The organism is Saccharopolyspora antimicrobica (assembly GCF_003635025.1).
GTDB lineage: Bacteria > Actinomycetota > Actinomycetes > Mycobacteriales > Pseudonocardiaceae > Saccharopolyspora > Saccharopolyspora antimicrobica.
Map to the genome: position 1 here is coordinate 4,439,090 of NZ_RBXX01000002.1, position 26,757 is coordinate 4,465,846.

27 protein-coding genes and 1 pseudogene are annotated in these 26,757 nt (G+C 69.8%); 16 read left to right on the forward strand and 12 right to left on the reverse strand.

The annotated features are described in order from the left end of the window. Positions 1-2 precede the first annotated feature (2 nt). Together ATL45_RS21615 and ATL45_RS21620 are read left to right on the forward strand one after the other, a co-directional pair. Positions 3-1,727 (forward strand): ribonuclease J, encoded by a 1,725-nt coding sequence (locus ATL45_RS21615; RefSeq protein ID WP_093146509.1) that lies wholly within the window; start codon positions 3-5, stop codon positions 1,725-1,727. A 228-nt stretch (positions 1,728-1,955) separates the two neighbouring features. Then, entirely contained in the window at positions 1,956-2,195 is a 240-nt protein-coding gene (locus ATL45_RS21620) for a hypothetical protein (RefSeq protein WP_170210303.1), read from the forward strand. Positions 2,196-2,267: 72 nt separating this feature from the next. On the opposite strand, the gene ATL45_RS21625 is transcribed toward ATL45_RS21620, so the two are convergent. The 5 genes from ATL45_RS21625 to ATL45_RS21645 form a co-directional block, all read right to left on the reverse strand. Continuing rightward, positions 2,268-3,092, reverse strand: coding sequence for an ESX secretion-associated protein EspG (locus ATL45_RS21625; RefSeq protein ID WP_093146508.1), 825 nt, complete (start codon positions 3,090-3,092; stop codon positions 2,268-2,270). A 2-nt stretch (positions 3,093-3,094) separates the two neighbouring features. After that, a complete protein-coding gene (locus tag ATL45_RS21630; RefSeq protein ID WP_211841259.1) occupies positions 3,095-4,135 on the reverse strand; it encodes a hypothetical protein in 1,041 nt (346 codons plus the stop codon). 274 nt (positions 4,136-4,409) lie between these two features. After that, positions 4,410-4,973, reverse strand: coding sequence for a DUF3558 domain-containing protein (locus ATL45_RS21635; RefSeq protein WP_093146507.1), 564 nt, complete (start codon positions 4,971-4,973; stop codon positions 4,410-4,412). Between the two features lie 27 nt (positions 4,974-5,000). Further along, positions 5,001-5,435 (reverse strand): hypothetical protein, encoded by a 435-nt coding sequence (locus ATL45_RS21640; protein WP_246025471.1) that lies wholly within the window; start codon positions 5,433-5,435, stop codon positions 5,001-5,003. 157 nt (positions 5,436-5,592) lie between these two features. After that, entirely contained in the window at positions 5,593-6,453 is an 861-nt protein-coding gene (locus tag ATL45_RS21645; RefSeq protein ID WP_093146505.1) for a helix-turn-helix transcriptional regulator, read from the reverse strand. Positions 6,454-6,539: 86 nt separating this feature from the next. On the opposite strand from ATL45_RS21645, the gene ATL45_RS21650 reads away from it, so the two are divergent. Both ATL45_RS21650 and ATL45_RS21655 read left to right on the forward strand, forming a co-directional pair. Continuing rightward, on the forward strand, positions 6,540-7,298 hold the full coding sequence (locus ATL45_RS21650) for an SDR family oxidoreductase (RefSeq protein ID WP_093146504.1): 759 nt from the start codon (positions 6,540-6,542) through the stop codon (positions 7,296-7,298). A 77-nt stretch (positions 7,299-7,375) separates the two neighbouring features. Then, entirely contained in the window at positions 7,376-7,585 is a 210-nt protein-coding gene (locus ATL45_RS21655) for a tautomerase family protein (RefSeq protein ID WP_093146503.1), read from the forward strand. A 62-nt stretch (positions 7,586-7,647) separates the two neighbouring features. Here ATL45_RS21655 and ATL45_RS21660 read toward each other — a convergent pair. Both ATL45_RS21660 and ATL45_RS21665 read right to left on the reverse strand, forming a co-directional pair. Then, positions 7,648-7,992, reverse strand: a pseudogene (locus tag ATL45_RS21660) (alpha/beta hydrolase); the annotation flags it as partial. A gap of 238 nt (positions 7,993-8,230) precedes the next feature. Then, positions 8,231-8,878 carry an HNH endonuclease family protein gene (locus ATL45_RS21665; protein ID WP_170210304.1) on the reverse strand — a complete coding sequence of 216 codons (648 nt, stop codon included), beginning with the start codon at positions 8,876-8,878 and terminating at the stop codon, positions 8,231-8,233. A gap of 193 nt (positions 8,879-9,071) precedes the next feature. Here ATL45_RS21665 and ATL45_RS39700 point away from each other — a divergent pair, with 193 nt between their 5' ends. After that, the gene (locus ATL45_RS39700) at positions 9,072-9,695 is read left to right on the forward strand and encodes a beta family protein (protein WP_093146502.1); all 624 of its coding nucleotides are present in this window, start codon (positions 9,072-9,074) and stop codon (positions 9,693-9,695) included. Here ATL45_RS39700 and ATL45_RS21675 read toward each other — a convergent pair whose 3' ends face one another. Next, positions 9,696-10,532, reverse strand: a complete 837-nt coding sequence (locus ATL45_RS21675; protein WP_170210306.1) for a lysophospholipid acyltransferase family protein — start codon at positions 10,530-10,532, stop codon at positions 9,696-9,698. Between the two features lie 121 nt (positions 10,533-10,653). Here ATL45_RS21675 and ATL45_RS21680 point away from each other — a divergent pair, with 121 nt between their 5' ends. The 3 genes from ATL45_RS21680 (at position 10,654) to ATL45_RS21690 (ending at position 14,945) form a co-directional block, all read left to right on the forward strand. After that, a complete protein-coding gene (locus tag ATL45_RS21680) occupies positions 10,654-13,140 on the forward strand; it encodes a DNA translocase FtsK (protein ID WP_177241886.1) in 2,487 nt (828 codons plus the stop codon). 228 nt (positions 13,141-13,368) lie between these two features. Then, positions 13,369-14,625: a sialidase family protein gene (locus ATL45_RS21685; protein ID WP_093146500.1), complete on the forward strand. Its 1,257-nt coding sequence runs from the start codon at positions 13,369-13,371 to the stop codon at positions 14,623-14,625. A gap of 53 nt (positions 14,626-14,678) precedes the next feature. After that, positions 14,679-14,945: a hypothetical protein gene (locus ATL45_RS21690; RefSeq protein WP_143121544.1), complete on the forward strand. Its 267-nt coding sequence runs from the start codon at positions 14,679-14,681 to the stop codon at positions 14,943-14,945. 28 nt (positions 14,946-14,973) lie between these two features. On the opposite strand, the gene ATL45_RS21695 is transcribed toward ATL45_RS21690, so the two are convergent. Further along, positions 14,974-16,188, reverse strand: a complete 1,215-nt coding sequence (locus ATL45_RS21695; protein WP_093146498.1) for an alpha-hydroxy acid oxidase — start codon at positions 16,186-16,188, stop codon at positions 14,974-14,976. 228 nt (positions 16,189-16,416) lie between these two features. Here ATL45_RS21695 and ATL45_RS21700 point away from each other — a divergent pair, with 228 nt between their 5' ends. Then, the gene (locus tag ATL45_RS21700; RefSeq protein WP_093146497.1) at positions 16,417-17,685 is read left to right on the forward strand and encodes an erythromycin esterase family protein; all 1,269 of its coding nucleotides are present in this window, start codon (positions 16,417-16,419) and stop codon (positions 17,683-17,685) included. Between the two features lie 42 nt (positions 17,686-17,727). Here the strand turns inward: ATL45_RS21700 and ATL45_RS21705 are convergent, their stop codons facing one another. The 3 genes from ATL45_RS21705 to ATL45_RS21715 all read right to left on the reverse strand — a co-directional run bounded on the left by ATL45_RS21705 (position 17,728) and on the right by ATL45_RS21715 (position 19,738). Continuing rightward, positions 17,728-18,297, reverse strand: coding sequence for a phospholipase (locus tag ATL45_RS21705; protein ID WP_093146496.1), 570 nt, complete (start codon positions 18,295-18,297; stop codon positions 17,728-17,730). Between the two features lie 366 nt (positions 18,298-18,663). Next, on the reverse strand, positions 18,664-19,194 hold the full coding sequence (locus tag ATL45_RS21710; RefSeq protein ID WP_093146495.1) for an amino-acid N-acetyltransferase: 531 nt from the start codon (positions 19,192-19,194) through the stop codon (positions 18,664-18,666). A gap of 37 nt (positions 19,195-19,231) precedes the next feature. Beyond that, entirely contained in the window at positions 19,232-19,738 is a 507-nt protein-coding gene (locus tag ATL45_RS21715) for an amino-acid N-acetyltransferase (RefSeq protein ID WP_093146494.1), read from the reverse strand. A 136-nt stretch (positions 19,739-19,874) separates the two neighbouring features. Here ATL45_RS21715 and rimO point away from each other — a divergent pair, with 136 nt between their 5' ends. The 7 genes from rimO (at position 19,875) to ATL45_RS21750 (ending at position 26,646) form a co-directional block, all read left to right on the forward strand. Further along, entirely contained in the window at positions 19,875-21,314 is a 1,440-nt protein-coding gene (rimO, locus tag ATL45_RS21720) for a 30S ribosomal protein S12 methylthiotransferase RimO (RefSeq protein ID WP_093146493.1), read from the forward strand. Further along, the gene (gene pgsA / locus ATL45_RS21725; protein WP_093146492.1) at positions 21,311-21,925 is read left to right on the forward strand and encodes a CDP-diacylglycerol--glycerol-3-phosphate 3-phosphatidyltransferase; all 615 of its coding nucleotides are present in this window, start codon (positions 21,311-21,313) and stop codon (positions 21,923-21,925) included. Before rimO ends, pgsA begins: the two co-directional genes overlap by 4 nt. After that, complete coding sequence (locus tag ATL45_RS21730) at positions 21,922-22,413, forward strand: CinA family protein (RefSeq protein ID WP_093146491.1); 492 nt, start codon at positions 21,922-21,924, stop codon at positions 22,411-22,413. Before pgsA ends, ATL45_RS21730 begins: the two co-directional genes overlap by 4 nt. Positions 22,414-22,595: 182 nt before the next feature. Next, positions 22,596-23,045 carry a helix-turn-helix domain-containing protein gene (locus ATL45_RS21735; RefSeq protein WP_093146490.1) on the forward strand — a complete coding sequence of 150 codons (450 nt, stop codon included), beginning with the start codon at positions 22,596-22,598 and terminating at the stop codon, positions 23,043-23,045. A gap of 500 nt (positions 23,046-23,545) precedes the next feature. Continuing rightward, complete coding sequence (locus ATL45_RS21740; protein WP_093146489.1) at positions 23,546-24,376, forward strand: PspA/IM30 family protein; 831 nt, start codon at positions 23,546-23,548, stop codon at positions 24,374-24,376. Between the two features lie 11 nt (positions 24,377-24,387). Further along, on the forward strand, positions 24,388-25,206 hold the full coding sequence (pspM, locus tag ATL45_RS21745; protein ID WP_093146488.1) for a phage shock envelope stress response protein PspM: 819 nt from the start codon (positions 24,388-24,390) through the stop codon (positions 25,204-25,206). Positions 25,207-25,368: 162 nt separating this feature from the next. Continuing rightward, the gene (locus ATL45_RS21750; protein WP_093146487.1) at positions 25,369-26,646 is read left to right on the forward strand and encodes a uracil-xanthine permease family protein; all 1,278 of its coding nucleotides are present in this window, start codon (positions 25,369-25,371) and stop codon (positions 26,644-26,646) included. The last annotated feature ends 111 nt before the right edge of the window (positions 26,647-26,757 follow it).

The window sequence follows — 26,757 nt, forward strand, 5'->3', positions numbered from 1 at the left end:
CGTTGAGCGCAAAGGCGACAGCCACCGAGTACCACCCGGTGACGCCGATTTCTTCGGCCCCACCATCCCCGTTGGCCGAGGGTGGGCTGCGAGTCGTTGCGCTCGGCGGCATCGGCGAGGTCGGCCGCAACATGACCGTCTTCGAGTACGGCGGCCGGCTGCTGATCGTCGACTGCGGCGTGCTGTTCCCCGAGGACGACGCGCCCGGCGTGGACCTGATCCTGCCGGACTTCGGGGCGATCGAGAACCGGCTCGAGGACATCGACGCGCTGGTGCTCACGCACGGCCACGAGGATCACATCGGTGCGGTGCCGTTCCTGCTGCGGCTGCGCCCGGACCTGCCGGTGGTGGGTTCGAAGTTCACCCTCGCGCTGCTGGCGGCGAAGTGCCGCGAGCACCGGCTGAGCCCGGTGCTGGTCGAGGTCACCGAGGGGCAGCGCAGCCAGCACGGCGCCTTCGACCTGGAGTTCTTCGCGGTCAACCACTCCATCCCGGACGCGCTGGCGGTGGCCATCCGCACGCCGGCCGGAGTGGCCCTGCACACCGGTGACATCAAGCTGGACCAGCTGCCGCTGGACGGCAGGCTGACCGACCTGGCCGGGTTCTCCCGGCTCGGCGACGAGGGCGTGGACCTGTTCCTGGTCGACTCCACCAACGCCGAGGTGCCCGGGTTCGTCACCCCGGAGCGCGAGATCGGGCCGGTGCTGGACCGGGTGATCGGCAAGGCGACCCAGCGGGTGATCGTGGCCTGCTTCGCCAGCCACGTGCACCGCGTGCAGCAGGTGCTGGACGTCGCCGAGGCGCACGGCCGCAAGGTCTGCTTCGTCGGGCGCTCGATGGTGCGCAACATGGGCATCGCGGCGGACCTGGGCATGCTGAACGTGCCGGAGGGGCTGCTGGTCGACCTCTCCGATGCGCTGGAGATGCCCGAGCACGAGGTCGCGTTCGTCTCGACCGGTTCGCAGGGCGAGCCGCTGTCCGCGCTGTCCCGGATGGCGCGCGGCGAGCACAAGCAGATCAGCATCCGCGCCGGCGACACGGTGGTGCTGGCCAGCTCGCTGATCCCGGGCAACGAGACCGCGGTGTTCGGCGTGGTCAACGGCCTGGTGCGGTTGGGCGCGCAGGTGGTGCACCAGGGGCACGCGAAGGTGCACGTGTCCGGGCACGCCTCGGCCGGTGAGCTGCTGTACCTCTACAACGCGGTGCGGCCGAGCAACGTGATGCCGGTGCACGGCGAGTGGCGCCACCTGCGGGCGAACGCCGAGCTCGCCCGGCTGACCGGCGTGCCCGCGGACCGCGTGGTGATCGCCGAGGACGGCGTCGTGGTCGACCTGCTCGACGGGATCGCCAGCATCGCCGGACGGGTGGAGGTCGGGCACGTCTACGTCGACGGTCTGTCCGTCGGAGACGTGGGCGAGTCGACGCTGTCCGACCGCCTGGTGCTGGGCGAGGGCGGGTTCATCGCGATCACGGTCGCGGTGGAGGCCGCGACGGGCCGCGCGGTGTCGTCGCCGACGATCTCCGGCCGCGGCTTCTCCGACGACCCGAAGGCGCTGGACGACGTGGTGCCGCTGGTGGAGATGGAGCTCGCCCGCACCGAGGCGGAGGGCATCACCGACACCCACCGGATCGCGCAGGCGGTGCGCCGGGTGGTCGGCCGCTGGGTGGCGGAGAAGTACCGCCGCCGGCCGATGATCGTGCCCAACGTGCTCCCGGTCGGCCCCTGATTCGCTCACCCGTCCGAGGGGTGAATTCGGTTCGTTGATCCGAATTATCCGATTACTCCGCGTTGTGTGGATCGCCACCGGGTGGTCTGCGATCCACTTTGGAGGGACACGGCAGGCCTCGGTGGAGATCGGCTGCCAGGGTGGATGACGCCGGTCCGGGAGGTGCCCACCCCGACGTGGGACCAGCGGACCGGCGGAACCACCAAATCGGAGGATTGGGGTCTTCAGGTGCGTACTTCGACTCGGCTTCTCGGTGCTGCGGCTGCAACGGCTGCCCTGCTGGCGATCGGTTCCCCGGCCTTCGCCGACAGCTACGACAACGACGGGATCAACCTGCTGAACGACAACAACGTCAGCGTGCTGCCGATCCAGCTGTGCGGCAACAACATCGGCGTGCTCGCCCTGGTCGCACCGATCGGCTCGCCCCAGGTGAACTACTGCGTCAACGCCCCGATCTGGGACCACTGACAACAGCCGCACGCACGCCAGAAGGGCCGACCTCCACCGGAGGCCGGCCCTTCTGCTGTTCCTGGAAGTGCGTCAGATCCTCGCGGCCGGCCTGGTCAGGACCTTGATCATCTCTTCGATGGAGGAGATGAGCTTCCGGCTGTCGGCGGGGGCGAGCGTGTACCACTCGCGGCCGTCGCGGCCCGGTTTGCGCTGGGCCAGGAAGCAGCCCGCTTCGGTGGCGAAGAACTGGACGTTGAACGGCAACGTGTGCATCCGGCGCACCTTCTGGTCGTAGGCGCGGACGGTGAACAGCCCTTCCAGGGTTCGCTTCGCGGAGAAGGCCTGCACGAGGGTTTTCGCGTCGTTGCCGCGAATCCCGTTGGCGGACAACGCGGAACCGAAGGTTCCCTCGCCGCTGCTCATTCGCTTGCCCGCCCGGTCCAGCTGCTCGTAGGGCACCGAGACCGAAACGCCCTCGCCTGCGGTGACCCGGCCGAGCAGGTTCACCGCGTTGCCCGCCGGACCGCCGTGCTCGTGGCGCTTGATGCGGATGTCCCGCAGAGCGTTCTGCGCGTCGCCATCGGCCTGGTAGGCCTGGATCGTGCTGCGACCGTGCTCCACCAGCACCGCGTTGAAGCTCTCGCCCTCCCGGGAGTTGACCGCGACACCGACCGCCAACGGCGGCCGGGCCAGCAGCTGGATGGCGTCCTCCAGGAACGGGTGGAGATCACCGCCGTCGAGCAGGCCCTGCTGAGCCAGCTGCTGCCGCCCGCGTTCGGCCGCCGCGCGACGATCGTCGTCGGTGGCCTCCACCGGCAACCAGCCGACCCGCAGCAGCGGGTGCAGCTGCAGGTCGAACTCGGTGCAGAGGTAGGTCGCGGCGGTGGGTGAGAGGCTGAGTTCGCGCCCCGCCACGATCACCGTCCCCCGTTGGGCATGTCGCCGAAGACCGGCGGCGCGACCTTGTCCATGTCGTTGGTGAAGACGTCGTCCTGCTCCTGCAACCAGCCGGGACGCTCGTGCTCCTGCTCCTCCTCGCCCTGCTTGCCGCGCGCGGCTCCGCCAGCGCCGCCCATGCCACCAGCGGCACCGCGCCCGCCGGCACCGGCTGCGCCGGGACCGTTGGCGCCCGAACCCGAGCCCATGCCGCCGCCGAGGTTGCCCGCGCCCGCGCGCCCACCGCCGCCGAGCTGGTTGCCGCCACCAGCGCCGACGCCGCCCCCGCGGGGCATGCCGCCGCCGGGACCACCGCCGGGCCCGCGGCCGCTGCCGGGGCCGCCGTTCGGCGACGGAGCCCAGCGACCGTTGTAGGGGTTCTGCCGTTCCCACGCGCCGGTCTGCGGGTTCTGCCGGTAGAGCGTCCCGTCCGGCCCGCGAACGACCCCGGGCGGAAGCTGCTGCCCCTGCCCAGGGCCAGGCGTCGCCCACACCGGCGAGGTACCGGCCGGAGGAGCGGAAGGCGTGGGAGTGTAGGACGGCGTCGGACTCGGTGCCGAAGCCCACGAAGAAGAAGTGCCCGCCGGAGCGGAGGTGATCCCACTGCCGCTGGTGTAACCGGACGGGGTGTTCGAGTAACCGCTGGGCGTGCTCGGGTACGGAGTGGAGTTCTGCGGCGGCGGAGGCGGCGGCTGGTCAGCGGGCTTGAACTCCGGCATCTGAGCGATGGCGGCTTCGGTCTGCGCCCTGTACTGCGTCATGGCGTCGCTCGCCTGCTGATTGGTCTCGGCGAAGGCTTCCTGCCGCTCTTCGTAGTCGCTCATCCAACCGGTGATCGGGTTGGAATCCAGACCCCAGTCCTCGACCCATCCCTTCTCCGGCGGATCGAGGATGGCCTCCTTACCGCTCGGCAGCGTCTCGCCCTGCGCGGGCAACGAGGTGAAGGTGTGCCGCTGGTTGTCGTCCTGCATCTGAACTGCGCTGCGGATGCCCTGGGAGGTGTTGGCAGCGGCCTCGGCCATCGGCATTACCTCAGCGATCGAAGCATTGGCAGCGTCAGCAGCCTGACCCTGATGCGCAGCCTCCGCTTTGCGCAGAGCCGCCTCGACATCACCGACGAGTTCCTGGAATTCGTCGGCGACTGCACCCCACTGCTCTGCACCGTTACCCGTCGGCGCGGGCAACGCGGCAGCGTCGGGAGCCCCGCCCATCTGGGTCCGGTATTCCTTAGCCGCGCTGAGGTAGCACGGCTCCATACTTAAGCTCGGCGTGGTCACTTCATATCCCCCAAGATCGTTACTTTGCTGCAGGCAGGCTAGGCACGGCAGCTTCGAGTGCTTGCTGTGCTAGACCACATGGGTCGTTGGTCTTGTCGAAACGACTGGCCATCGAAGACAGGATCTGATCATCCTTGGTGGCCAGGAAGATCGAGCAGGTTCCCAATTCTTTGGGATCGTTCCGGTTGGCTCTCACAGCCGGATGGCCCGCGATGGTCAGCTCTTCAAAGTCCGCGAACTGCGATCGATTGTCCAGATAGGACGAAAGGGGACGATTGGCGATTTCTCCCAACGCCAGTCGATCACGCTCATCGGGCGTGTACCACCCACAGGACCGACTGATCGAGTCCGAACTGTCTGTGCCCTGGGGGTTAAGTCCGAGCTTTGAAGCGCTCTCTGCGGAGAGGAAGTCGCAAGGCGGGACCGCCGCAGCATCCTTCGGGTTGCTGATCTGCGAGCCGGATTCGGTTTGGGCGGTCTCTGGTGACTGCTCGCCACCGGTGTCCGGTGTTTGGCTTCCGCATGCCGCCAGAAGAGCGGTCATGGCCAGGCTTGCGCCGAGAATGGCACCGCGTTTCAACACGTCACTCCTCGCGATCAACGAAACCTCTCACGCCTGCGGGTTCGTCCGACTCTGGTCGACACTTGCGGCTTCGTCCAAGCCCTCGTACTCCCGGAGCGTCGCCTCGTAACCCTCGATCTTCACCTTAAGCTTGTCAGCAAGATCCTTGGCGAAGGCTTCAAGGGACCCGGCGTCGCCGACGGCTCGCTTCTGGACGGCCTCCTTGAAGGCCTGTGTAGCTCGATCTCCGGCAGTCAGCTCACCTGCGTCGATGCTGAGAGCCTTCTCGCGCTGCACATTGACCCGTTCGCGTGCTGCTTTCAGGTCCGCGATCGCTTCGCGGAGGGCGTCTGGGTCTACCCGGAACCCGGTCATGCGAATGTCCCCCTTCTCATGACTGTCTCTGGTTGCTGATCCATTTTCTGTGATCACCGCGCGTGACCACAGCAGGTTTGACTCGGTCGGCACTATGGCGCTGATCACCATATCGAGGGTGCCGAGTCGGCTAGCCGTTCACCTGAACGTCGCAGTGCGTGACTAGAGATGCTCGGGAAACCGATGCGAGCAGCCGTGAACGCGACCGGGGCTGGCCTCCTGCGAGGCCAGCCCCGTTCGGCTTCGGGAGCCGTTCGCGGTGGTGTCAGTTCCCGTGGTCGGTGAGTTGTTGGGTGGCGATGACGGCGAGGAGGTCCAGTTTGTCGGCGCTGTCCGTGCCAACCGCGGGGGTGAACCAGAGGAGTCGTTGGCGGCCGTCTTCGCTGAACAGGTGGAGGCAGTTGACGTCGAGCACTCCCAGGGCGGGGTGGATGAGGCGTTTTCGGTCGTTGCGGCGGAATGCCACGTCGTGCTCGGCCCAGAGCTCGGCGAATTCGGGCGAGCGGTGGAGCAGGGTGGCGATCAGCGAGCTCGCTTCGGTGTCCCGGGCGTCCCGGCGCGCTGCTGCGGCCCGCAGGTCGGCGGCCAACGCCCGGGACTGCGTCGGGTGGTCCTCCTCGGGGTAGATCCGCCGTGCCCCGGGGTCGGTGAACCACCGGTGGATGAAGCTCGCTTCCTGGCCGTGGAAGCCCGATTGGTCGCCGAGCAGGGCGACGGCGAGCGGGTTCTGCACGAGGGTGGCGTGCAGATCGGTGATGACCTGGGCGGGCGTCGAGGTCAGCCGGGTGAGCAGGTCGAGCATGCCGGGGTGGACGTGCGAGGAGAGGCCGCCCTGCACCGGGACTGGGCGATCGGCGAGGTGATAGAGGTGATCGCGCTCGTCGGCGGTCAGCCGCAGGGCTCGTGCGAGGGCCGCGAGCATCTGCTCGGACGGTTGGGAGCCGGCGCCGCGTTCCAGCTCGTTGTAGTAGTCCACCGACGCGCCCGCGAGCTGGGCCACCTCGTCGCGGCGCAGCCCGGGCACGCGGCGCCGCGGGCCGCGGACGAGCCCCACATCCTCGGGGCGGATGCGCTCGCGCCGGGATCGGAGGAACGCGCCCAGCTCGGTGTGCTTCGCGGACTTCACGGCCACCAGTCTGGGGCAGCTGGGGCAGCTGGCACAGGGGACGCCATCCCCTGGTACCGCCCGCAGGTGCCCCGCACCGTGGAGGCATGACTTCCACCGACACCACCAGTGCGGCGGTCGGCCGGGTCGCGGTCGTCACCGGGGGCTCGCGCGGCATCGGCCGGGCCGTGTCCCACCGGCTCAGCTCCGACGGCTGGGCCGTCGTCGTCAACTACGTCGCCGACGCCGCTGCCGCGGAGGAGACGGTGGCCGCGCTCACCGCCGCTGGCGGCACGGCGCTCGCGGTCCAGGCCGACGTCGCCGACGAGAACGCCGTCGCAGCGCTCTTCGACCAGACCGAGGCGGCGTTCGGAGGCGTGGACGTCGTCGTGAACGCTGCGGGGCGCTTGGCGCTCTCGCCCATCGCCGAACTCGACCTGAACGTCCTCGACCAGCTGCACCGGACCAATGTCCGCGGAGCTTTCGTCGTCGCCCAACTGGCCGCGCAGCGCCTGCGCGCAGGCGGTTCCCTCGTGGGCTTCTCCAGCTCTGTCGTCGGCACGCAGTTCCCCGACTACGGTGCGTACGCCGCCAGCAAGGGCGCAATCGAGGCGATGACCCTGATCCTGGCGCGCGAGCTGCGCGGGCGCGACATCACCGTGAACACCGTCGCCCCGGGCCCGACCGCCACCGAGCTCTTCCTCGAGGACAAGACGGAGGAGCAGGTCGAGTCGCTGGCCAAAGCACCGCCGCTGGAGCGCCTGGGCACCCCGGAGGACATCGCCGCTGTCGTCGCATTCCTGACCAGCGCCGAGGGTCGCTGGGTCAACGGCCAGATCCTGCGCGCGAACGGCGGCATGGTGTGACGCCCCGCTCTGTTCCGCGGACACCGACGTAGCGGTCCGCCGAACCGCTCACCCACCACAACCCCAGGAGGACAACCGTGCCATTCGCGCATTTCAAGATCCCTGCCGGCACCATCACCGCGGCGGACAAGAAGAAGATCATCGAACGCACCACCGACCTGTACGCCGAGATCTACGGGGAGCGGGCGCGGCCGACCACGGTCGTTCTCGTCGACGAGGTCGTTGACGGTGGCTGGGGCGTTGCCGGCAACGTCCTGACCGCCGCCATGCTCAACGGCGACGTCTGATCGCCACGTGCGACGGCCCGGCACCGTGGTGCCGGGCCGTCGCACGTGGCGGGAAACCCGCGTCAGTGCCAGTTGGCTTGGAGTGCTTTCTGGAGGAATTCCGGTTGCTGCGGGCGCTTGCTGAACAGGGTGTTCACGCCCTCCGGGGCGGGCTGGGGGAGGGGTTCGCACGTGGTGTCCGGGCCCTCGCCTGGCTTGCGCGGCGGAAGCTTGCCCGTGAGGAGGTAGTCCGCGATCTGGTCGTCGAGGCAGGTGTTTCCGCTCAGGGATCCGGAGTGGGTCGTGCCACCGGGGAGGCTGATCAGGCTGGCTCCGGGGAAGCGCTCACGGGCTTCCAGGGCTCCTGGGAACGGGGTTGCCGCGTCCAGCTCTTCGCTGATCAGGAGGGCGCTCTCGACGCGAGACCCTGATCAGGATCCGTTTCCGCTGCTCAGTACCCGTGAGCGTTTTGTGTTGCCATAGCAACCTAAAACACTCACGGGCCCCTACCAGCAGAAACGGGCCACATCAAGGCCCCGAACCCCACCCAGCCGCACCTCAGGGGACCGTGACGCAACCCAGCCACAAGAAACCCCGAAAGCGCGGGATCACCGCCAAAACGCGACCACCGCTGAAAATCGCGGAGAGGCGGAACAGTGATGTGGGCTAGTACGAGCAGGTGTTGAGCATCGTTTGCAGGGCCGACTTCTCGGCGCTCTGCAGGGTGAGCTGCCAGCGGTGCTTGGTGTGGATCCAGAACTTCGCGTAGCCGCAGTGCGCGCTGGTGCGCGGGGGCTTCCAGGACGCGGGGTCGCGGTCGCCCTTGGTGCTGTTGATCTCGGTGGTCACGGCGATCAGCTGCGGGCCGTCGAGGTCGTTGGCGAACGATTCGCGCTTGGCGGTCGTCCAGCCGCTGGCTCCGGAGCGCCAGGCCTCCGCCAGCGGGACGATGTGGTCGATGCTGATCTTCGACGGCGAAGTCCTGGTGACGCCGTCGAAGTAGCTGTACCAGCTGCCGGAGGTGGGGTAGCAGTCCGAGCCCACCTTGACGTTGTCGCCGTCGCGCTTGAGCACCTGCTCGCGGGTGCTGCAGGTGCCCGAGACGTTCTTCCAGTGCGGGAACTTCTCCCGGGAGTAGCCGGTCATGGAGCCCTCGGTGCGCACGGTCAGCCCGTTGAGCTCGGACTGGACCGCGGCCTTGCTCGGCACGTCGGGCGGGAAGGCGAGAGCGGTCGGGGCTCCGGCGACGGAGAAGGCCAGGAGCGAGGTGAGGGCGAGCGGTAAGAGGAGCGCGAGTCTGCGTGACGATCGCACGGGCGTGCCTTCCGATCAGGAGAAAGCGGACATATCACGATCTCCTCGGAATGTGTCACGCCTTCGCCCGCAGCGTGACCGCACAACTACCGGTAGTTGAACAACGTCCGATGTGGATGCCGCCGAAAGGTCGCACGGCTGCGGCTGTTCGGGGTAATTAGGATCGTGGAGTCCTGCACGAATTCCTGATCGAATGGGCTTGCGTGTAGTTGCGAGTTGGTCGAGGCGCCCGCTCAACGCGCTCGTGCACTGTACTTGCACGCGGACGAAGGGCTCTGCTGTCTCGGTGATCAACCGGTTAGGACCCGGGCGCAGTGGAGCTGATCGTCGACGCGGTTTTCTTGTCGGGTGGGTCGCGGGTCGCCGACTGCAGCCGACTCGTCGCCGAGCTCGGTGCGAGATTCGTGTTCGACTCCGTCACCTTGCTCAGCGGTTCCATCTCGGCAAGCGGGACAGGCTCGAACCAGGGGTGCTCGACCGTCCCGAATTCGATCTGTGGCAGCGGGTCAGGGCAGGTGCACCGGCAGTCCGCTACGGCGACTACGGAATTGTCCACCCGCGGGCTCCGGAGCCGGCCAAGCCAGGGATACCGATGAACATCCCCAACCCGTACCTCTTCTACACGGGCTCTCGCCGAAGCCGCTTTGCCCGCCGGAACATGGTTCGTGGCGCGAACAGGCGACCGTCGCCCGGCGAAGATCCCGCGGCGTACTTCCGCGAGGTGGCGCAGGAAACGATCACGTCGCAGGAGTACGCGATCGGGACGTCGCACCACATCGCGCACCTCGCGGGACGTGGAGATCTGGCGCCGGACTGATCAGGGCCGCCAAGGGCTCGGTTTGTCCGTGGCCGGGCGGGTCGGGTCTTGGTGGTGGGGTGCGCCGAGCTCGGCCTCGCGGAGCGGGGTCAGGCCGTCGGTGATCGCTCGCATGATGCGGTCGCGGGCGCGGGCTGCGTCGCCCACGCGGTCGGCGGACAGGTCGGCGAGGTCGACCGGGGGTCCGAAGTGGACTCGCAGCCGCGGTCGGCGGCGGACCGCGCGCAGCCACGAGGTCAGCAGGATGCGCAGGTCAGCCGCACTCTCCACGCGGACCATGCCGTAGCACATCGCCTCGTGGGCGCCCCACTGGCTGATCGGGACCACGGTCGCGCCGGAGGCCAGCGCCATGCGGGCCGCGCCGGTCTTGCCGCGCTCCGGCCACATGTCCGGCTCCAGCGTGATGCGGCCTTCCGGGTACACCAGCACCGGGTGGTGATCGCTGGTCAGGGCCGCGACCACCCGGTCCATCGCCTCGCTGGCGGTGCTCTTGCCACGGTCGGCGCGGACGTGCCTGCAGCGGCGCAGCACACCGCCCAGCACCGGGGTGTCGAACAGGCCGCCGGTGGCCAGGAAGCGCGGCGCCAGCCGACGGGTCCGGCAGGCCGCGATCAGGACGAGGGCGTCCAGGTTGCCGATGTGGTTGGCGGCCAGCAGCAGCGGCTTGCCGCGCAGCTCGTCCGGGACGTCGCCGGTGACTTCCAGCCGTCCGGTGATGCCGATGATCGCGCGGTCCACCCGCATCAGAGCGCGCCAGAGCAGCGGTGCGCCGCGGAACAGCTTCTCGCGGTCGGTTCGGCGTGTCGGCTCGTGCGGACCGGTCGGAAGGGCAACCATGATTATCGAGGATCTCACGCCCGATGCCCCGAATGGGGGAGAACGCCCGAGAAAAGCGTCCGAGCCGCTGTTCACCGTGGCTGTTGTGACGGGAGAGGCGGGTGCGGATACCGTGTGGGGTATGGCGAGCCGGACATCGAACGGGGGACGTGGGTCGGCGCGCAGCAAGAGCGCCACGAAGAGTAGCGGCTCCGCGTCCCGCAGTGGCGGATCGGGTCAGGGCAAACCCCGCGCGAAGTCGGGGACCGCACGCAAGAGCACGGCCAAACCGCGCGGCTCGACGCACACGCCGCGCCGCCAGCCCGCGAAGCGCCCGGCGAAGTCCCGCGGCGGTGGTGTGGCCCGCGGCGTGGGCAGCGTGGTGCGGGCTATGGGCAAGACCCGCGAGCTCGACCCGGCGCACCGGCGCGACGGGCTGGCGCTGGTCTTCCTGGCCACCGCGGTGATCGCGGCCGCCGGTGTCTGGTGGCAGGCGGGCGGACCGGTCGGCCACGGCTTCGACCTGGCGCTGCGCTCGATCATCGGCTCGGCCGCCGTGGTGCTGCCGCTCGTGCTTCTGGGCGTCGCGATCGTGCTGATGCGCACCGAGACCACGGCCGAGGCCCGGCCGCGGGTGGTGATCGGTTCGATGCTGCTGATCCTCACCACGCTCGGCGTCATCCACATCGCTTCCGGTGCCCCGCTGGAACCCGAGCAGTGGCCCCACGCCGGTGGTGCGCTCGGCTTCGTCTCGGGCGGGCCGCTCGAGTACGGGCTCACGCCTTGGGTCGCCGTTCCGGTGCTGGTGCTGGTCGGGCTGTTCGGGCTGCTGGTGCTCACCGGCACCTCGGTGCGCGACATCGGTGATTGGCTGCGGGGCGGCGACGCCGAGGAAGAAGCCGACGAGCCGAAGCGGTCGCGGTCGAAGGCCGAGGATGCGGAACCGACCGAGGTCAAGCTGCGCCGCCCCTCGCGGCGGCGGCAGGCGGCGATGGCCGACGAGGACCCGCAGCTGTCCATCGAGGACGTTCCGGAGGAGCCGAAGCCGGCCAAGCCGAAGGCCGCGGCCGTGGTCCCGGCGAACCAGCCCGCTCCGGAGAAGCCGAAGAAGAGCGACAAGCCGCAGATCAGCCGGAGCGTCGAGGGCGACTACAAGCTGCCGCCGCTGGACGTGCTCACCGACGGCGAACCGCCGAAGAACCGCAGCCGGGCCAACGACGCGATGATCGAGGCGATCACCGCGGTCCTGGAGCAGTTCAACATCGACGCCCAGGTCACCGGGTTCACCCGCGGCCCGACGGTGACGCGCTACGAGGTCGAGCTCGGCCCCGGCGTGAAGGTCGAGAAGATCACCGCGCTCACCAAGAACATCGCCTACGCGGCGGCCACCGACAACGTGCGGCTGCTGGCGCCGATCCCGGGCAAGTCCGCGGTGGGCATCGAGGTGCCCAACAGCGACCGGGAGATGGTGCGCCTCGGCGACGTGCTGCGCTCCACCCAGGCGACCAAGGACAGCCACCCGCTGGTGATGGGCCTGGGCAAGGACATCGAAGGCCACATGGTCACCGCGAACCTGGCCAAGATGCCGCACCTGCTGGTGGCCGGTTCCACCGGTTCCGGTAAGTCCAGCTTCGTCAACTCCATGCTGGTGTCGCTGCTGGCGCGGGCGACGCCGCAGGAGGTCAGGATGATCCTGATCGACCCGAAGATGGTGGAGCTGACGCCCTACGAGGGCATCCCGCACCTGATCACGCCCATCATCACCCAGCCGAAGAAGGCCGCCGCCGCGCTGGCCTGGCTGGTGGAGGAGATGGAGCAGCGCTACCAGGACATGCAGGCCAACCGGGTGCGGCACATCGACGACTTCAACCGCAAGGTGAAGTCCGGTGAGATCACCGCGCCGCTGGGCAGCGAGCGGGAGTACCGGCCCTACCCGTACATCCTGGCCATCGTCGACGAGCTCGCCGACCTGATGATGACCGCGCCGCGCGACGTCGAGGACGCCATCGTGCGCATCACGCAGAAGGCGCGCGCCGCGGGCATCCACCTGGTGCTGGCCACCCAGCGGCCGTCGGTGGACGTGGTGACCGGTCTGATCAAGACCAACGTGCCGTCCCGGCTGGCCTTCGCCACCTCGTCGCTGACCGACTCACGGGTCATCCTGGACCAGCCCGGTGCGGAGAAGCTGATCGGCATGGGCGACGCGCTGTACCTGCCGATGGGCGCGTCGCGGCCGGCCCGGGTGCAGGGCTCGTTCGTCGGCGACGACGAGATCCACCGCATCGTCTCGTTCACCAAGGAGCAGGCCGAGCCGGAGTACACCGACGGCGTCACCGCGGCCAAGGCGAGCGAGAAGAAGGAGGTCGACTCCGACATCGGCGACGACCTCGACGTGCTGCTGCAGGCCGCCGAGCTCGTGGTGACCAGCCAGTTCGGCTCCACCTCGATGCTGCAGCGAAAGCTGCGGGTCGGGTTCGCCAAGGCCGGCCGGCTGATGGACCTGCTGGAGTCGCGCGGTGTGGTCGGCCCGTCGGAGGGCTCGAAGGCCCGCGAGGTGCTGGTCAAGCCCGATGAGCTGGAGAACGCGCTGTACTCGATCCGCGGCGGGCCGTCCCCGGACGAGGAGTGAGTCCGTGAGCGCTTCGGGGTGCTAATGCGCCCCGAAGCACTCACGGGCCGCGTTCTTCCCGTTTTCACCGGCATTTCAACCGGCTTTCCCGGTTTCTTCGCGCTGCTCCGTTTGCGAATCGGGATTGCGCTGAACGGAATGCTGGAACCGACCGAATTTCACGATGTTTGAGATATTCTCCGGCGCGCTGACGGTATTTGTCCGCCCGCGATTTCGTGAGGTTCGCGCATGCTCGTCCGGAAATTACGCGCTGTCCTGTCGGTTTCGTTATCGGTGCTGCTGCTGGCCGGATTCCAGTCGGTGGCCGCCGGGGACGCCGGTCCATCCGATGTGGACAGAGGGGAGCTGCTGCGCGCCGGGGGCAGCAGCTATCCGCGGCTGGTGCGGTTGCAGAACTCCGGTGAGGCCAACGGCCGCGTGCTGGTCAGCATGACGACCTACGCCGACCGGACCGGATTCGCGGTCGTCTACGAGAGCGACGACGACGGCGCCACGTTCCAGCCCGTCGGCGAGATCCGCGACCCGGAGGGCGCGGACGAGAAGGGAATGTGCTGCTCGACGCTGTACGAACTGCCGCAGCAGGTCGGCGACATGCCCGCCGGAACGCTGCTGTGGGCGGGCACCGCGGGCGTCGGTGCCGACCCGGAGGAGCGGCGCAGCAGCATCCGCCTGTGGCGCAGCGACGACCACGGCCGCACGTGGAGCTTCCTGTCCACCATCGTGCAAGCGCCGGTGGGGCCGGGCGTCTGGGAGCCGGAGTTCACCGTTTCCAAGCAGGGCGAACTGGTCGTGTTCTACTCCGACGACGGCGATCCGAAGCACGACCAGAAGATGGTCCAGATGCGCTCCGCCGACGGCCGGAACTGGACGGATCTGCGGGAGACCATCAAGAACGACAAGTTCACCGTGCGCCCCGGCATGGCGGGCGTGCGGCAGCTGCCCGACGGCACCTACGTGATGGCCTACGAGGTCTGCAACTACGACTCGGTGCACATCTGCACGATCTGGACGCGCACCTCCCAGGACGGCTGGGACTTCGGCGACCCGTACGACCTGGGCACCGAGGTCCTGTCGGAGACCGGTGGCCAACCGCTGGGCACGCCGACCATCGCCTGGGCACCGGGCCCGAACCCGAACGGCCGGCTGCTGCTGGCCTACCAGATGCTGGCCAACGACGAAGGCGGCTGGGCGCCGGGCAACGGGCGCACGCTGATGGTCAACGACAACCCGTCCGACCTGGCGCGCGGCTGGCGGGAGATCCCGTCGCCGGTGCAGATCAGCTACAACCAGGGCAGCTCGTGCCGGAACTTCAGCCCGACGCTGCTGCCGACCAGCGACGGCGAGTCGGTCATCCACGTGACCACGGACTTCGAGAAGTACATCGGCGGCCCCTGCGAGGCGTTCCACGCCACGGGCCCGATCGACGGCGCCACGACGGCCGCACCTCCGCAGACCCACCCGATCGACCCGCGCCCCGGCCGCTGATTCACCCGTTCGCCGCGGCGTGACCGGCAACGCGACGTCCGGTACCGGCGTTCTTGCTGTCGACGAACGGCGAGGAGGCGGGCGGGATGGACGTGATGGCCTACGTGGGGCTGTTCTTCGTGCTCTTGATCGCGGGCGGCCTGATCTGGGACCGGGTGGAGTTCTGGATTCCGGTGCGCCGGCCCCGCAAGCGCCGCGGCGCCGCCCGCGGCGGGTCGGCGGGCGTCGGCGGTTACTACGCCGGTTGGGACTCCTCCGACGGCGGTGGCGGTGGGGATTCCGGTGGCGGCGGCGGAGATTCCGGCGGGGGTGGCTGCTGAAGAACCACCCCCGCCCGGCCAGGAGCCGCTAGCGGCGCAGCGCCGCGTGGGTGTGGTCGAGATCGGCGATGGAGCGGACGCCGAGGAGCTGGAGGGTGCGGACGATCTCGGTGCTGAGGATGTCCACCGCCTTCTGCACACCTCGTTCGCCACCGGCCATCAGGCCGTAGAGGTAGGCGCGGCCGATGAGGCAGGAGTCGGCGCCCAGCGCGATCGCCGCGACGATGTCCGCGCCGCTGGTGATGCCGGTGTCCAGCAGGATCTCGGCCCGGTCGCCGATCGCTTCGCGCACCGCCGGGAGCAGCTCCAGCATGGTCGGCGCCCGGTCCAGCTGGCGCCCGCCGTGGTTGGACAGGATCACGCCGTCCGCGCCCAGCTCGACCACGCGGCGGGCGTCGTCGGGGTTCTGGATGCCCTTGATGATCAGCGGGCCCTGCCAGAGCTCCCGCAGCCACTCCAGGTCGGCGTAGTTCAGCGACGGGTCGAACATCGAGTTGATCAGGTCGTGCACCGTGCCCGACCAGTGGTGGAACGAGGCGAACGTCAGCGGCTCGGTGGTGAGCAGGTTGAACCACCAGGCCGGGTGCATCGCGCCGTCCACGATCGTCTTGAGCGTGAGCTCCGGCGGGATGGTCAGGCCGTTGCGGGCATCGCGCAGCCGCGCGCCGCCGACGGGCGTGTCCACGGTGAGGATCAGCGCTTCGTAGCCCGCGTCCTGCGCGCGCTCGACCAGCGCCCGGCTGGCCTCGCGGTCCTTCCACAGGTAGAGCTGGAACCACTTGCGGGCCTCCGGCGCGGCGGCGGCCAGGTCCTCCACCGACGTCGTGCCCATCGTGGAGAGCGCGTACGGGATGCCGGTGCGCTCGGCGACGCGGGCCACCGCCGGTTCGCCCTCGTGGTTCATCATCCGCGTGAAACCGGTGGGAGCGAAGGAGAACGGCAGCTTCGACGGCTTGCCGAGGATCTCGGTCGAGGTGTCCACAGCGGACACGTCGCGCAGCACCGACGGCCGGAACTCGACATCGCGGAACGCCCGGCGGGCGCGGCGCAGGCTGATCTCGCCCTCGGCGGCGCCGTCGGTGTAGTCGAACACGGCGCGCGGCGTGCGCAGGCGGGCGATGGTGCGCAGGTCGGCGATGGAGTGCGCGGCCGACAGCCGGCGCTCGGTGGGGTTGAACTGCGGTGGCTTGACCCGCAGGAGCGGACGCAGTTCGGACCAGCGCGGAAGTTGCCGCTTGACCATTCGAGCTCCCTTCGTCGCGGTGCGACATTACCTCCGCGAACGAGTTGCTAATCTCGCAGCATGGCAACGGGCAGTCTCTTCCTCTGACGCTCCTCCCCGGGAGGAGCGGAAACACCGGCGCGGGCGAACCCGCGACCGGTTGCTGCCCGCTGCCCGGCATGACCAGCCGGATTCCGCCCTCCCGTTCGGTGACCTTCTTGCACACCAAACCCGAGGAGCGAACGAGAGATGACGAACGACCGCACGCCCGCGGACTGGTTCCGAGCCCGATCCCACGCCTTGACCAGCCTCGACGCCGACGCGCCGCTGGACGACCTCGAACCGCTGCGGGAGATCGTCGGTGACGCCCGCGTCGTGGCGCTGGGCGAAGGCGCCCACTTCGTCCGCGAGTTCACCGACACCCGGCAGCGGATGCTGCGATTCCTCGCCGAGCGCTGCGGCTTCACGGTCCTGACCTTCGAGTTCGGGTTCAGCGAGGGCATCGCGCTGGACCGCTGGTTGCGCGGCAGCGGTGGGGAGGCCGAACTCGCAGGCCTGGCGGGAACCACGAACGCCGGGGTGAACCCGGCGCTGGTGCGCTGGCTGCGCGAGCACAACAGCACCAGCGGGCACCCGCTGCGCTTCGCCGGGCTGGACACCCCGGTGGCCGGGGGACAACTGCGCCCGGCGCTGGAACCGGTGGCGGACTACCTCCGCGAGGTCGACCCGGACGCCGCTTCGCGGATCGACACCGCGTTGTCGATCTCCGACCGGATCACCGGCACCTCGGTCGCTGTGGCCGCTCCGAACTGGGGCGGGCTGGCGACCGCGGAGCAGGACGCGCTGACCGCGTCGCTGGCGCGGCTGCTGGTGCGGGTCCGGTCGATGGAGCCGCTCTACGTGTCGCGCAGCGATCAGGAGCGCTACGACGTGGCGCTGCGGCACCTCGAGGCCGCCGTGCGCGCGGACTACATGTTCGGCGCGATGCGGAGCTTCTTCGAGGGTGACGGCCTGCTCGCGGACCCGTCGGCGCGGGACCACTACATGGCCGAGTCGATGCGCTGGTGGCTCGACCGGCTGCCCGCGGGCACGCGCATCGCGCTGGCCGCGCACAACAACCACGTCCAGAAGTCCCCGGTGTTCTTCGGCGATGAGCTGGCGCTGCTGCCGCTGGGCCACTACCTGGCCCGGATGCTCGGCGACGGCTACCGCGCGCTGGCCCAGACCCACACGGCCGAGCGGATCCCGGAGATCTACCCGAACGCGGCCGCCGAGGTCGGGTTCGACGTGGTCGACGTGCAGATGCCCGATCCCGCGCCGGGCAGCGTCGAAGCGGCGCTCGTCGACGCGGGGCGCGGCGGCCAGGTGACCCTCACCGATCTGCGCGGCGGGCCGGAGGGGCTGGTCGGCATCCGGGCGCAGAGCGAGAACATGCCCACGCCGGTCGTGGAGGCGTTCGACGGCGTGGTCTCGGTGCCCACCGCCACCGCCTACTACACGACCAGCTTGTCCGGATAGGGCGTTTGGGGGCGTGCCCGGGCCGGGCACGCCCCCTCTGGGTCAGTCGGTCGCGGTGATCTGCACGAGGTGGCCCGCGGCGTTGACCGCCTGGAACCTCAGCGGCTCGTCGCCGCTCGACGGCAGCTGCTGGATCTGCGCGTGCTCGACGGCTTCGGCGGTGGAGCCGCTCACGCCGCCGAACTCCCGCACCGCGAAGTAGTAGATGTTCGCGGTGCCCTTGCACGCCAGGTTGTCACCGCAGGCGGCGTACATGTCGGCGCGGAAGTTGTCGTCGATCTCCTTGCGGCTCGGCTCGGTGAACCGCTCCTGCTTCTTGTAGTTGCGGTAGCCGAAGTCGTGCCGGTCGCAGCTGGTGCGGAACTTGAAGCCCAGCGGCTCGTCCGGCGACATGGAGCAGCCGTCGGAGGACCAGTCCAGCTGGTCGGCGTGCGGCTGCTCGGCCCTGGTCCGGGTGAAGTCGTCGATGGAGAGCTCGAACAGGTACTGGTCGGTGGTGGTGCGCAGCTGGCCCGGGCTGAGGTCGGCGTGCGCGGTGCCGGCGGTCAGCAGCAGCGCCCCGGCGGCGACGGCGGTGGTGAACAAGCCACGGCGAGCGGGGGATCGTTCCACGGCAGGGCTCCTCGGATCCGGAGTGATCGCTCACCGTGTTATAGCCGGTGCTGGTGAGGTTCGCGGGAAACCTGAGCAACCTGCACGAGAAAGGTGGAACCTCAGCTGGCCGATCGGCGGCGCCGCCGGACGCTGGTCAGCCCTGCCAGGCGTAGACCTGGTCGCCGCCGGCGACGGCGTAGAAGTCACCGCACTCGTAGGTGGTCGACTGGGGGAGAGCCTTGGGCCACCAGTCGGCCGTCACCTTGGGCGCGGCCGTCTCGGCGGCGGGCTCGCAGACCTGCTCCGGCAGTGCCGCGCCCGGTGATCACATTACGTGAGAATCATTCGGGTCTTGTCGAAGGTGCTGGAGCCGGTGCCCGGGGATCAGGTGAGCTTGAGGAGCATCCGGGTGTTGCCGAGGGTGTTGGGCTTGATGTTGGCCAGGTCGAGGAATTCCGCCACGCCCGCGTCGACCGAGCGGCGCATCTCCTCGTAGACCTCCGGGGTGACCGGCGCGCCGTCGACCTCCCGGAAGCCGTGCCTGCCGAAGAACTCCGTTTCGAAGGTCAGCACGAACACGCGGGCCAGGCCCAGTTCGCGGGCCAGCGCCACCAGCTGGCGCACCAGGCGGTGCCCGATGCCGGTGCCCTTGGTCGCCGGGTCCACCGCGACGGTGCGGATCTCGGCGAGGTCCTCCCAGAGCACGTGCAGGGCGCCGCAGCCCACCACGCGAGCCGCCCGGCCGGGTTCGGTCAGCTCGGCGACCCAGAACTCCTGGATGTCCTCGTAGAGGGTCACCAGGTCCTTGGCCAGCAGCACCTCGCCCGCGTAGGTGTCGACCAGCGTCTTGATCGCCGGGACGTCGGCGATCCGCGCCCGCCGAATCGCTATCGCCGATGGCGCATAGTCATTCATGGAGGCATGGTAGCGCCGCGCGCCACCGGATTGCTCATCACGCGCCGAGGTGCAGCAGCATCCGGGTGTTGCCGAGGGTGTTCGGCTTGACGTGGGCCAGGTCGAGGAACTGGGCCACGCCCTCGTCCGGCGAGCGCCGGATCTCCTGGTAGATCTCCGGCGGCACCGGCGTGTCGGCGATCGGCAGGAAGCCGTGCCTGCCGAAGAAGTCGGTCTCGAAGGTGAGCACGAAGATCCGGGCCAGGCCGAGTTCGGCGGCCGCCGCGATCAGCCGGGCGACGATCGCGTGCCCGACGCCGCGCCCCTTGCTCATCGGGTCCACCGCGACGGTGCGGATCTCGGCGAGGTCCTCCCACAGCACGTGCAGGGCGCCGCAGCCGACGAGGACGCCGTCCGCTTCGGCGACCCAGAACTCCTGGACGTCCTCGTAGAGCGTGACGAGGTCCTTGCCGAGCACCACCTTCCCGGCGTAGTGGTCGATCAGCGCCTTGATGCCGCGGACGTCGCGCACTCGGGCCGGGCGGATCTCTACCGGAGCGTTCACGTTAGGTAAGCCTAACCATAAGGCGGGTCCTCCGGGTGGTAATCTCGACCACCATCGCGCGCACCCCGGGTGACGCCGGCGGCTGCGAGGGCCGGGTTCAGGCAGGGCCGCAACACCTGGACGTTAGGCTCGACGCATGTCAACCGAGCAGAATCACCGCCGAGTCGCCATGGTCACGCTCGGTTGCGCCCGCAATGAAGTCGACTCCGAAGAGCTCGCCGGGAACCTGCACAGCCGCGGCTGGGACCTCGTCGACGCGGAGGACGCCGCCGACGTGGTGGTCGTGAACACCTGCGGCTTCGTCGAATCGGCCAAGAAGGACTCCGTCGACACGCTGCTCGCCGCCTCCGACACCGGCGCGAAGGTCGTCGCGGTCGGCTGCATGGCCGAGCGCTACGGCAACGAGCTCGCCGAGCACCTGCCGGAGGCCGACGCGGTCCTCGGCTTCGACCACTACGGCCAGCTCGCCGACCGGCTCGACGACGTCCTCGCGGGCAAGACCATCCAGGCCCACCAGCCGCAGGACCGGCGCAAGATGCTGCCGATCTCCCCGGTCGCCCGCCCCGCCGCTGCCGCCGAGGTCGCGGTGCCCGGCCACGGCTGGGTGCCCGCTGCGCGCTCGGTGGCGCGCCGCCGGCTCGACGACTCGCCCGTCGCCGCGCTGAAGCTGGCCTCCGGCTGCGACCGGCGCTGCTCGTTCTGCGCGATCCCGTCCTTCCGCGGCTCGTTCCTGTCCCGGCAGCCCGAGGAGGTGCTGGGCGAGGCCGTGTGGCTGGCCGAGCACGGTGCCAAGGAGCTGTTCCTGGTCAGCGAGAACTCCACCTCCTACGGCAAGGACCTCGCCGACCCGCGCGCGCTGGAGCTGCTGCTGCCGCGGCTGGCCGAGGTCGAGGGCGTCGAGCGGGTCCGCGTCTCCTACCTGCAGCCCGCCGAGACCCGGCCCGGCCTGGTGCGCACCATCGCGAGCACGCCCGGCGTCGCGCCCTACTTCGACCTGTCCTTCCAGCACTCCAGCGAGTCGGTGCTGCGGCGGATGCGCCGGTTCGGCTCCACCGAGTCCTTCCTGGCGCTGATCGAGCAGATCCGCGAGCTGGCGCCGGAGGCGGGCATCCGCAGCAACTTCATCGTCGGGTTCCCCGGCGAGACCGAGGAGGACTTCGCCGAGCTGCAGGACTTCCTCACCCGCGCCCGGCTGGACGCCGTCGGCGTGTTCGGCTACTCCGATGAGGACGGCACCGAGGCGGCCGGGTTCGCCGACAAGCTCGACCCCGAGGTCGTCGACGAGCGCGTCGAGAAGCTCTCCGACCTGGTCGACGAGCTGATCGCGCAGCGCGCCGAGGACCGCGTCGGCAGCGAGGTGCGGGTCCTGGTCGAGCGCATCGACGACGGCGAGGTCGTCGGGCGTGCCGACCATCAGGGGCCGGAGGTGGACGGGGAGTGCCTCGTCGAAGATGCTGGAGAGGTCGGCGTGGGTGAAGTGCTGCGGTGCCGGGTGGTGGACAGCGAGGGCGTGGACCTCGTCGTGCGCCCGGTCGGCGGTGCGCCCGCGGAGGACCGGTCCGGGGAGCAACCATGACGGCCGATGGCGCGGCATCCAACCCGCAGGCGGTGCGGCCCGAGCCGGTACCGCTGGTCAACATCGCCAACATCCTGACCGTGTCCCGGCTCGCGCTGGTGCCGGTGTTCCTGGTCGCGCTGTTCTGGGACGGCGGGCACGACGACCTGTGGCGCTGGATCGCCACCGGGGTGTTCGCGGTCGCCTCCATCACCGACCGCATCGACGGTGACCTGGCGCGCCGCCGCGGCCTGGTCACCGACTTCGGCAAGATCGCCGACCCGATCGCGGACAAGGCGCTCACCGGCGCCGCGCTGATCGGCCTCAGCGTGCTCGGCGACCTCGGCTGGTGGGTCACCTGGGTGATCATCGGCCGCGAGCTGGCCATCACGCTGCTGCGCTTCTGGGTGATCCGGCACGGCGTGATCGCGGCCAGCTACGGCGGGAAGATCAAGACGCTGCTGCAGGCGCTGGCCATCGGCCTCTACCTGATGCCCCTCGGCGCCTGGGCCGACCTGCCGCGCTGGGTGCTGATGGGCGCGGCGGTGCTGGTCACCGTCGGCACCGGGCTCGACTACGTGGTCCGGGCGATCCGGCTGCGCGCCGCGGGACGGACCAAGGCCGACGCATGATCCTGGAACCGGTCGGTCTGCCGTTCTCGCAGGTGGCGGACCTGCTCGACGTCCTGCGCAAGCGCGGCGAGACGGTCGCCACCGCGGAATCGCTGACCGCTGGGCTGGTGGCCGCAGCGCTGACCGACGTGCCCGGAGCCAGCGACGTGGTGCGCGGCGGACTCGTCGTCTACGCCACCGACCTCAAGGCCGAGCTGGCCGGCGTCGACTCCGAACTGCTCGCCGAGTGCGGCGCGGTGCACCCGCGGGTCGCGGAGATGCTCGCCGACGGCGCGCGCACCAGGTGCCGGGCGGACTGGGGCATCGGGCTGACCGGCGTGGCGGGGCCGGATCCGCAGGACGGCGTGGCACCCGGCACCGTGCACCTCGGGTTCGCCGGGCCGGGCGGCGCGGCGGTGCACTCGGTGCGCCTGCCGGGTGATCGACACGGCGTGCGGGCTGCGGCCGTTCGGGTGGCGCTGGAACACTTCGCGGATCTGCTGCGTTGATCCGGGAGGATGTCGTGCGCAGGCGGAACGCGGCGTCCAGCCGGACCGGTTCGATCGGGCGCCGGACGTTCGCCCTCGGCGGACTTGTCCACGATCGTTCTCGTTCGGGCCGTGGGATGAGTAACGTAGGGAGCGTTCACGCGTGGTGCACGCGGTAGGCGACGAAGGAAGGGAGGCGCGCGATGACCGTATTGTTGCGGGAGGCGGTCGGTGACCGACTGCGCCGCGCCCGGACCGCACAGTCTCGGACCTTGCGGGACGTTTCGCGCGCTGCCCGGGTGAGCCTCGGATATCTCTCCGAGGTGGAACGGGGCCGCAAGGAGGCGTCCAGCGAGCTGCTCGCCTCGATCTGCGACGCCCTCGACCTGCCGTTGCCGGAGCTGCTGGTGACCGTGGCCGGTGACCTGGACGAGACGATGCTGGTGCCATCCGGCGTCGACCGGGCCGCCGAGATGGACGGGGACCGCTTGGTGCCCAGTCTGATCGGCACCGAGCTGACCGAGACCGAGCTCGCCCAGCAGCAGCTGGCCGATGCGGACGCGCGCGCTTGCGCGGAGCGCCTGCAGCCGGTGCTCAGCCAGCGCATCAGCGCCCCGGTGCGCAAGCCGGGCGGAGTCGTCGTAGCGGCGTAGAGAAGTTCTGGCGAACTCGTTCTGCGTGGCGGTGCGGGTGGCGGAACCTCAGCGCCCGCCTGGACTGCGGGAGCCCGTTCTCAGGTATGTCCGATGCACGGCGAACGGGCTGTCCTCGCCAGGCGAACGCTGAGAACCTGCTGCGGTGCGAGTTGCGTAGGTGGGCTGAGCGGCTGCGCCGCTTCAGAGGCAAAAGACCAGGACCTGGGGTCGGAGACAGGCGCTGACGGGCGCTTGGCGCACAAAAGCAGATGTCAGGTTGTGGGTACCGGAGCGGGTTTCGCCCGTTTCGGCACTCACGACCGTTTTTCCGGTACCCGGTGCGCGGCACCCGGGGGCGGGCTGGTTCGATCTTAGGCGTGACTCCGGGCGATCCCGGAGATCTACCGTGTTTGGTGGAAGCGGACCCGACTACCTGACACGATGGAACCAGCCGACACGCCTGGTGCGTTGTGTCGGCGGTGGGGCAGCCGAGCAGCAGAAGAAGGCAGGCGGAGGAGATGGCCAATCCGTTCGTGAAGGCGTGGAAGTACTTCATGGCGGCGTTCTCGTCGAAGGTCGACGAGCACGCCGACCCGAAGGTGCAGATCCAGCAGGCCATCGAGGAAGCCCAGCGGCAGCATCAGGCGCTTTCCCAGCAGGCCGCCTCGGTGATCGGCAACCAGCGCCAGCTTGAGATGAAGCTCAACCGCCAGCTCGGCGAGGTCGAGAAGCTGCAGGCGTCGGCGCGGCAGGCGCTGGTGATGGCGGACCAGGCGCGGGCCAACGGTGACGAGGCGAGCGCGCAGAAGTACGAGGAGACCGCCACCCAGCTGGCCAGCCAGCTGGTCACCGCGGAGCAGGGCGTCGAGGACATCAAGACCCTCCACGACCAGTCGCTGGGTGCCGCCGAACAGGCCAAGAAGGCCGTCGAGCGCAACGCCCAGGTGCTGCAGCAGAAGATCGCCGAGCGCACCAAGCTGCTCAGCCAGCTGGAGCAGGCGAAGATGCAGGAGCAGGTCTCCGCGTCGATGCGCCAGATGACCGAGGTCGCCGCGCCGGGCAACACGCCGTCCCTGGAAGAGGTGCGGGACAAGATCGAGCAGCGCTACACCACCGCCCTCGGGCAGGCGGAGCTGGCGCAGAACAGCGTGCAGGGCCGGATGCTGGAGGTCGAGCAGGCGTCCATCGACGCCGCCGGTGCCAGCCGCCTCGCGCAGCTGCGCGCCTCGATGGGCACCGGTCAGCAGCAGGTCACGGGCGGTCAGCAGCAGCAGATCGGTGGCGCGCAGAGCCCGGCCGAGCCCGCTGCCAACCCGCAGCAGCAGAACCCGCAGGCCGGACAGGCCTGAGCGAGCGCAGGGTGAAGTCGTCCCGCAAACAGGAGCTGGCGCAGCTGGGCGAAGCCGCGATCGAGCAGCTGCGCGGTCCCGGCATGGCCGCGGTGCGCCGGACGATCGCCAGGTGGCGGGATCCGCGAGCGCGCGCGATCCGGCAGCGGAACCGGGCTCGGCGGACCGCGACGGGTAGCGCCGCGACCGCGGGCGTGCTCGGTGCCGGAGCGGCGACCTCCGCGTACGTGCCTGCACTGTGGGACTGGGGTGGTTCGGCCGGCTTCTTCCTGCAGGACGTGACGACGTTCGGACTCGGTGGCCTCGCTGTGCTCGGCGGGGCCACCGCAGTCGGCGCCGGGATGAAGTACCGGCGGCTCAAGCGGACCCCGCTGCCCGATGCGGCCCCGGAGCCCGTTGCGCTCCCGGCGCACGGATCGGCCGCGCGGGAGCCGATGCAGCGGCTGCGAGATGCCGAGCAGACCCTGCACGGCGCGCTGACGCAGCTGACGGCCGCGGGTGCGGGCAGCGCTGCGGTGGACGCGCGCGGGACGGCGGACAACGCGGCAGCGGAGCTGCGGCGGGGCGCGGAGCGGCTTGTCGCCGTGGAAGCGGCGATCCCGCATGCGCCCGCGGGGGAGAAGGCCGCGTTGCGCTCGGACGTCGAGCGGCTCCGGGCGGAGCTGGACGAGGGCGTCGACGGGTACGGCGCGCTGGTGGCCGCTGCGGGACGCGCGGTCGCGGCCAGCGGAGCCTCCGAGCAGAAGCACCTGTTGCAGGACGCGACCGATCGGTTGGCCGGACTGGCGGACGGGTTGCGGGAGCTGTTCGGCCCCGAGGGACGCCGGTAACCGCTCGGGATGAAAAGGTCCCACTGCGACACGCCATCACTGCTGGTAGCGATGGTTCTGTTGATGCATGTCTTGATTGTGCGATGCGAAATAGTAATCTTCCCTCATCATCACAGGCCGTGACATGAAACCCGCCTGATCGGGTGGCTCGGGGGAGGCGACGTGGCGTTGTGGACCGTGCACGGCAACGGTCGACGCCCGGTGCGCGATGCGGTGGTGGCCTCTGAGGAACGGCTGAGCTGGCCGCTGACCATCGGCTTCGGCGTGCAGCACCTGCTGGCGATGTTCGGCACCACCACCCTGGTCCCGCTGCTCACCGGATTCCCGGTCGGCACGACCCTGCTGCTGTCCGGCCTCGGAACCCTGCTCTTCCTGCTGCTGACCCGCAACCGCGTGCCCAGCTACCTCGGCGCCTCGGTGGCCTTCGTGGTCCCGCTGAACGCTGCGGCGAAGGAGGCCGGCGCAAGCCCCGCCGCGCTGCTCGGCGGCATCGTGGTGGTCGGCATCGTGGTGTTCAGCGTCGGTGTCGCGGTCAAGGCGCTGGGCGTGCGGCTGCTGGAGTCGGCGATGCCGCCCGTGGTGACCGGCGCGATCATCCTGATGATCGGCCTGAGCCTCGCCCCGCAGTCTGTGTCGTCGTTCGACCAGCAGCGGGTGCCCGCCGCGCTGACCCTGGGCACGGTCGTGCTGCTGATCGTGATCAGCCGGGGTATGGCGGCGCGGGCCGCGGTGCTGATCGGCGTGCTCGTCGGCTGGTGCTACGCGGCGCTGGCCGGTCACCTGGTTCCGGAGCGCATCGCGGAGCTGGCCGACGCGCCGTGGATCGGCCTCCCGCAGCTCATCGCGCCGCAGGTGCACATCGCGGTGATGCCGTTCGTGCTGCCGCTGGTGATCGTGCTGGTCGCGGAGCACGTGGCGCACCTCAAGGCGGTGGCGGCGATGAGCGGCCGCGACCTCGACCCGCACGTGGGAGACGCGCTGATCAGCGGCGGGCTGGCGACCACGCTGTCCGGTGCGGCGGGCGGCTCGTCGTTGAGCAGCTACGCGGCCAACGTCGGGGTGATGGCCGCGACGCGGGTGTACTCCACGGCGGCCTGCATGGTCGCGGCGATCGCCGCCATCGTGCTCTCGTTCTCGCCGAAGCTGGCGGCCTTGATCAACACCATCCCGATGGGCGTGCTCGGCGGCGCGACGCTGGTGCTGTTCGGGATGCTGGCCATGGTGGGCGTGCGGATCTGGCTGGACGCGCGGACCGACTTCGCCGACCCGGTGAACCTGGTAGTGCTGGGCACCGCGGTGATCGCCGGGGTCGGCGACCTGACGCTGCACGTCGGCGAGCTCCGGGTGACCGGCATGGTGTGGGGCTCGGTGGGCATCGTCCTGATCTACCCGGTGCTGCGGCAGATCGCCGACGTCCGCAACAAGCCCCAGAGCGCCTGAGCCCTGGTGCGCCGGAGAACTTCCGCGATTTCAATGGAAATCGGACGTCCGATTTCCATTGAAATCGCATCTCGAAGACGAGATGGGTCCACTGTGAAGCATTGGCTGCCC

Bases quoted from the DNA above. Each gene is read 5' to 3' on its own strand.
- ATL45_RS21630 (WP_211841259.1), bottom strand. From the start codon at position 4,135: ATGGCCGAGGCCGCTGCCAACACCTCCCAGGGCATCCGCAGCGCAGTT.
- ATL45_RS21650 (WP_093146504.1), top strand. From the start codon at position 6,540: ATGACTTCCACCGACACCACCAGTGCGGCGGTCGGCCGGGTCGCGGTC.
- ATL45_RS39700 (WP_093146502.1), top strand. From the start codon at position 9,072: ATGGGCTTGCGTGTAGTTGCGAGTTGGTCGAGGCGCCCGCTCAACGCG.
- ATL45_RS21675 (WP_170210306.1), bottom strand. From the start codon at position 10,532: ATGGTTGCCCTTCCGACCGGTCCGCACGAGCCGACACGCCGAACCGAC.
- ATL45_RS21680 (WP_177241886.1), top strand. From the start codon at position 10,654: ATGGCGAGCCGGACATCGAACGGGGGACGTGGGTCGGCGCGCAGCAAG.
- ATL45_RS21685 (WP_093146500.1), top strand. From the start codon at position 13,369: ATGCTCGTCCGGAAATTACGCGCTGTCCTGTCGGTTTCGTTATCGGTG.
- ATL45_RS21695 (WP_093146498.1), bottom strand. From the start codon at position 16,188: ATGGTCAAGCGGCAACTTCCGCGCTGGTCCGAACTGCGTCCGCTCCTG.
- ATL45_RS21700 (WP_093146497.1), top strand. From the start codon at position 16,417: ATGACGAACGACCGCACGCCCGCGGACTGGTTCCGAGCCCGATCCCAC.
- ATL45_RS21710 (WP_093146495.1), bottom strand. From the start codon at position 19,194: ATGAATGACTATGCGCCATCGGCGATAGCGATTCGGCGGGCGCGGATC.
- rimO (WP_093146493.1), top strand. From the start codon at position 19,875: ATGTCAACCGAGCAGAATCACCGCCGAGTCGCCATGGTCACGCTCGGT.
- pgsA (WP_093146492.1), top strand. From the start codon at position 21,311: ATGACGGCCGATGGCGCGGCATCCAACCCGCAGGCGGTGCGGCCCGAG.
- ATL45_RS21730 (WP_093146491.1), top strand. From the start codon at position 21,922: ATGATCCTGGAACCGGTCGGTCTGCCGTTCTCGCAGGTGGCGGACCTG.
- ATL45_RS21735 (WP_093146490.1), top strand. From the start codon at position 22,596: ATGACCGTATTGTTGCGGGAGGCGGTCGGTGACCGACTGCGCCGCGCC.
- ATL45_RS21740 (WP_093146489.1), top strand. From the start codon at position 23,546: ATGGCCAATCCGTTCGTGAAGGCGTGGAAGTACTTCATGGCGGCGTTC.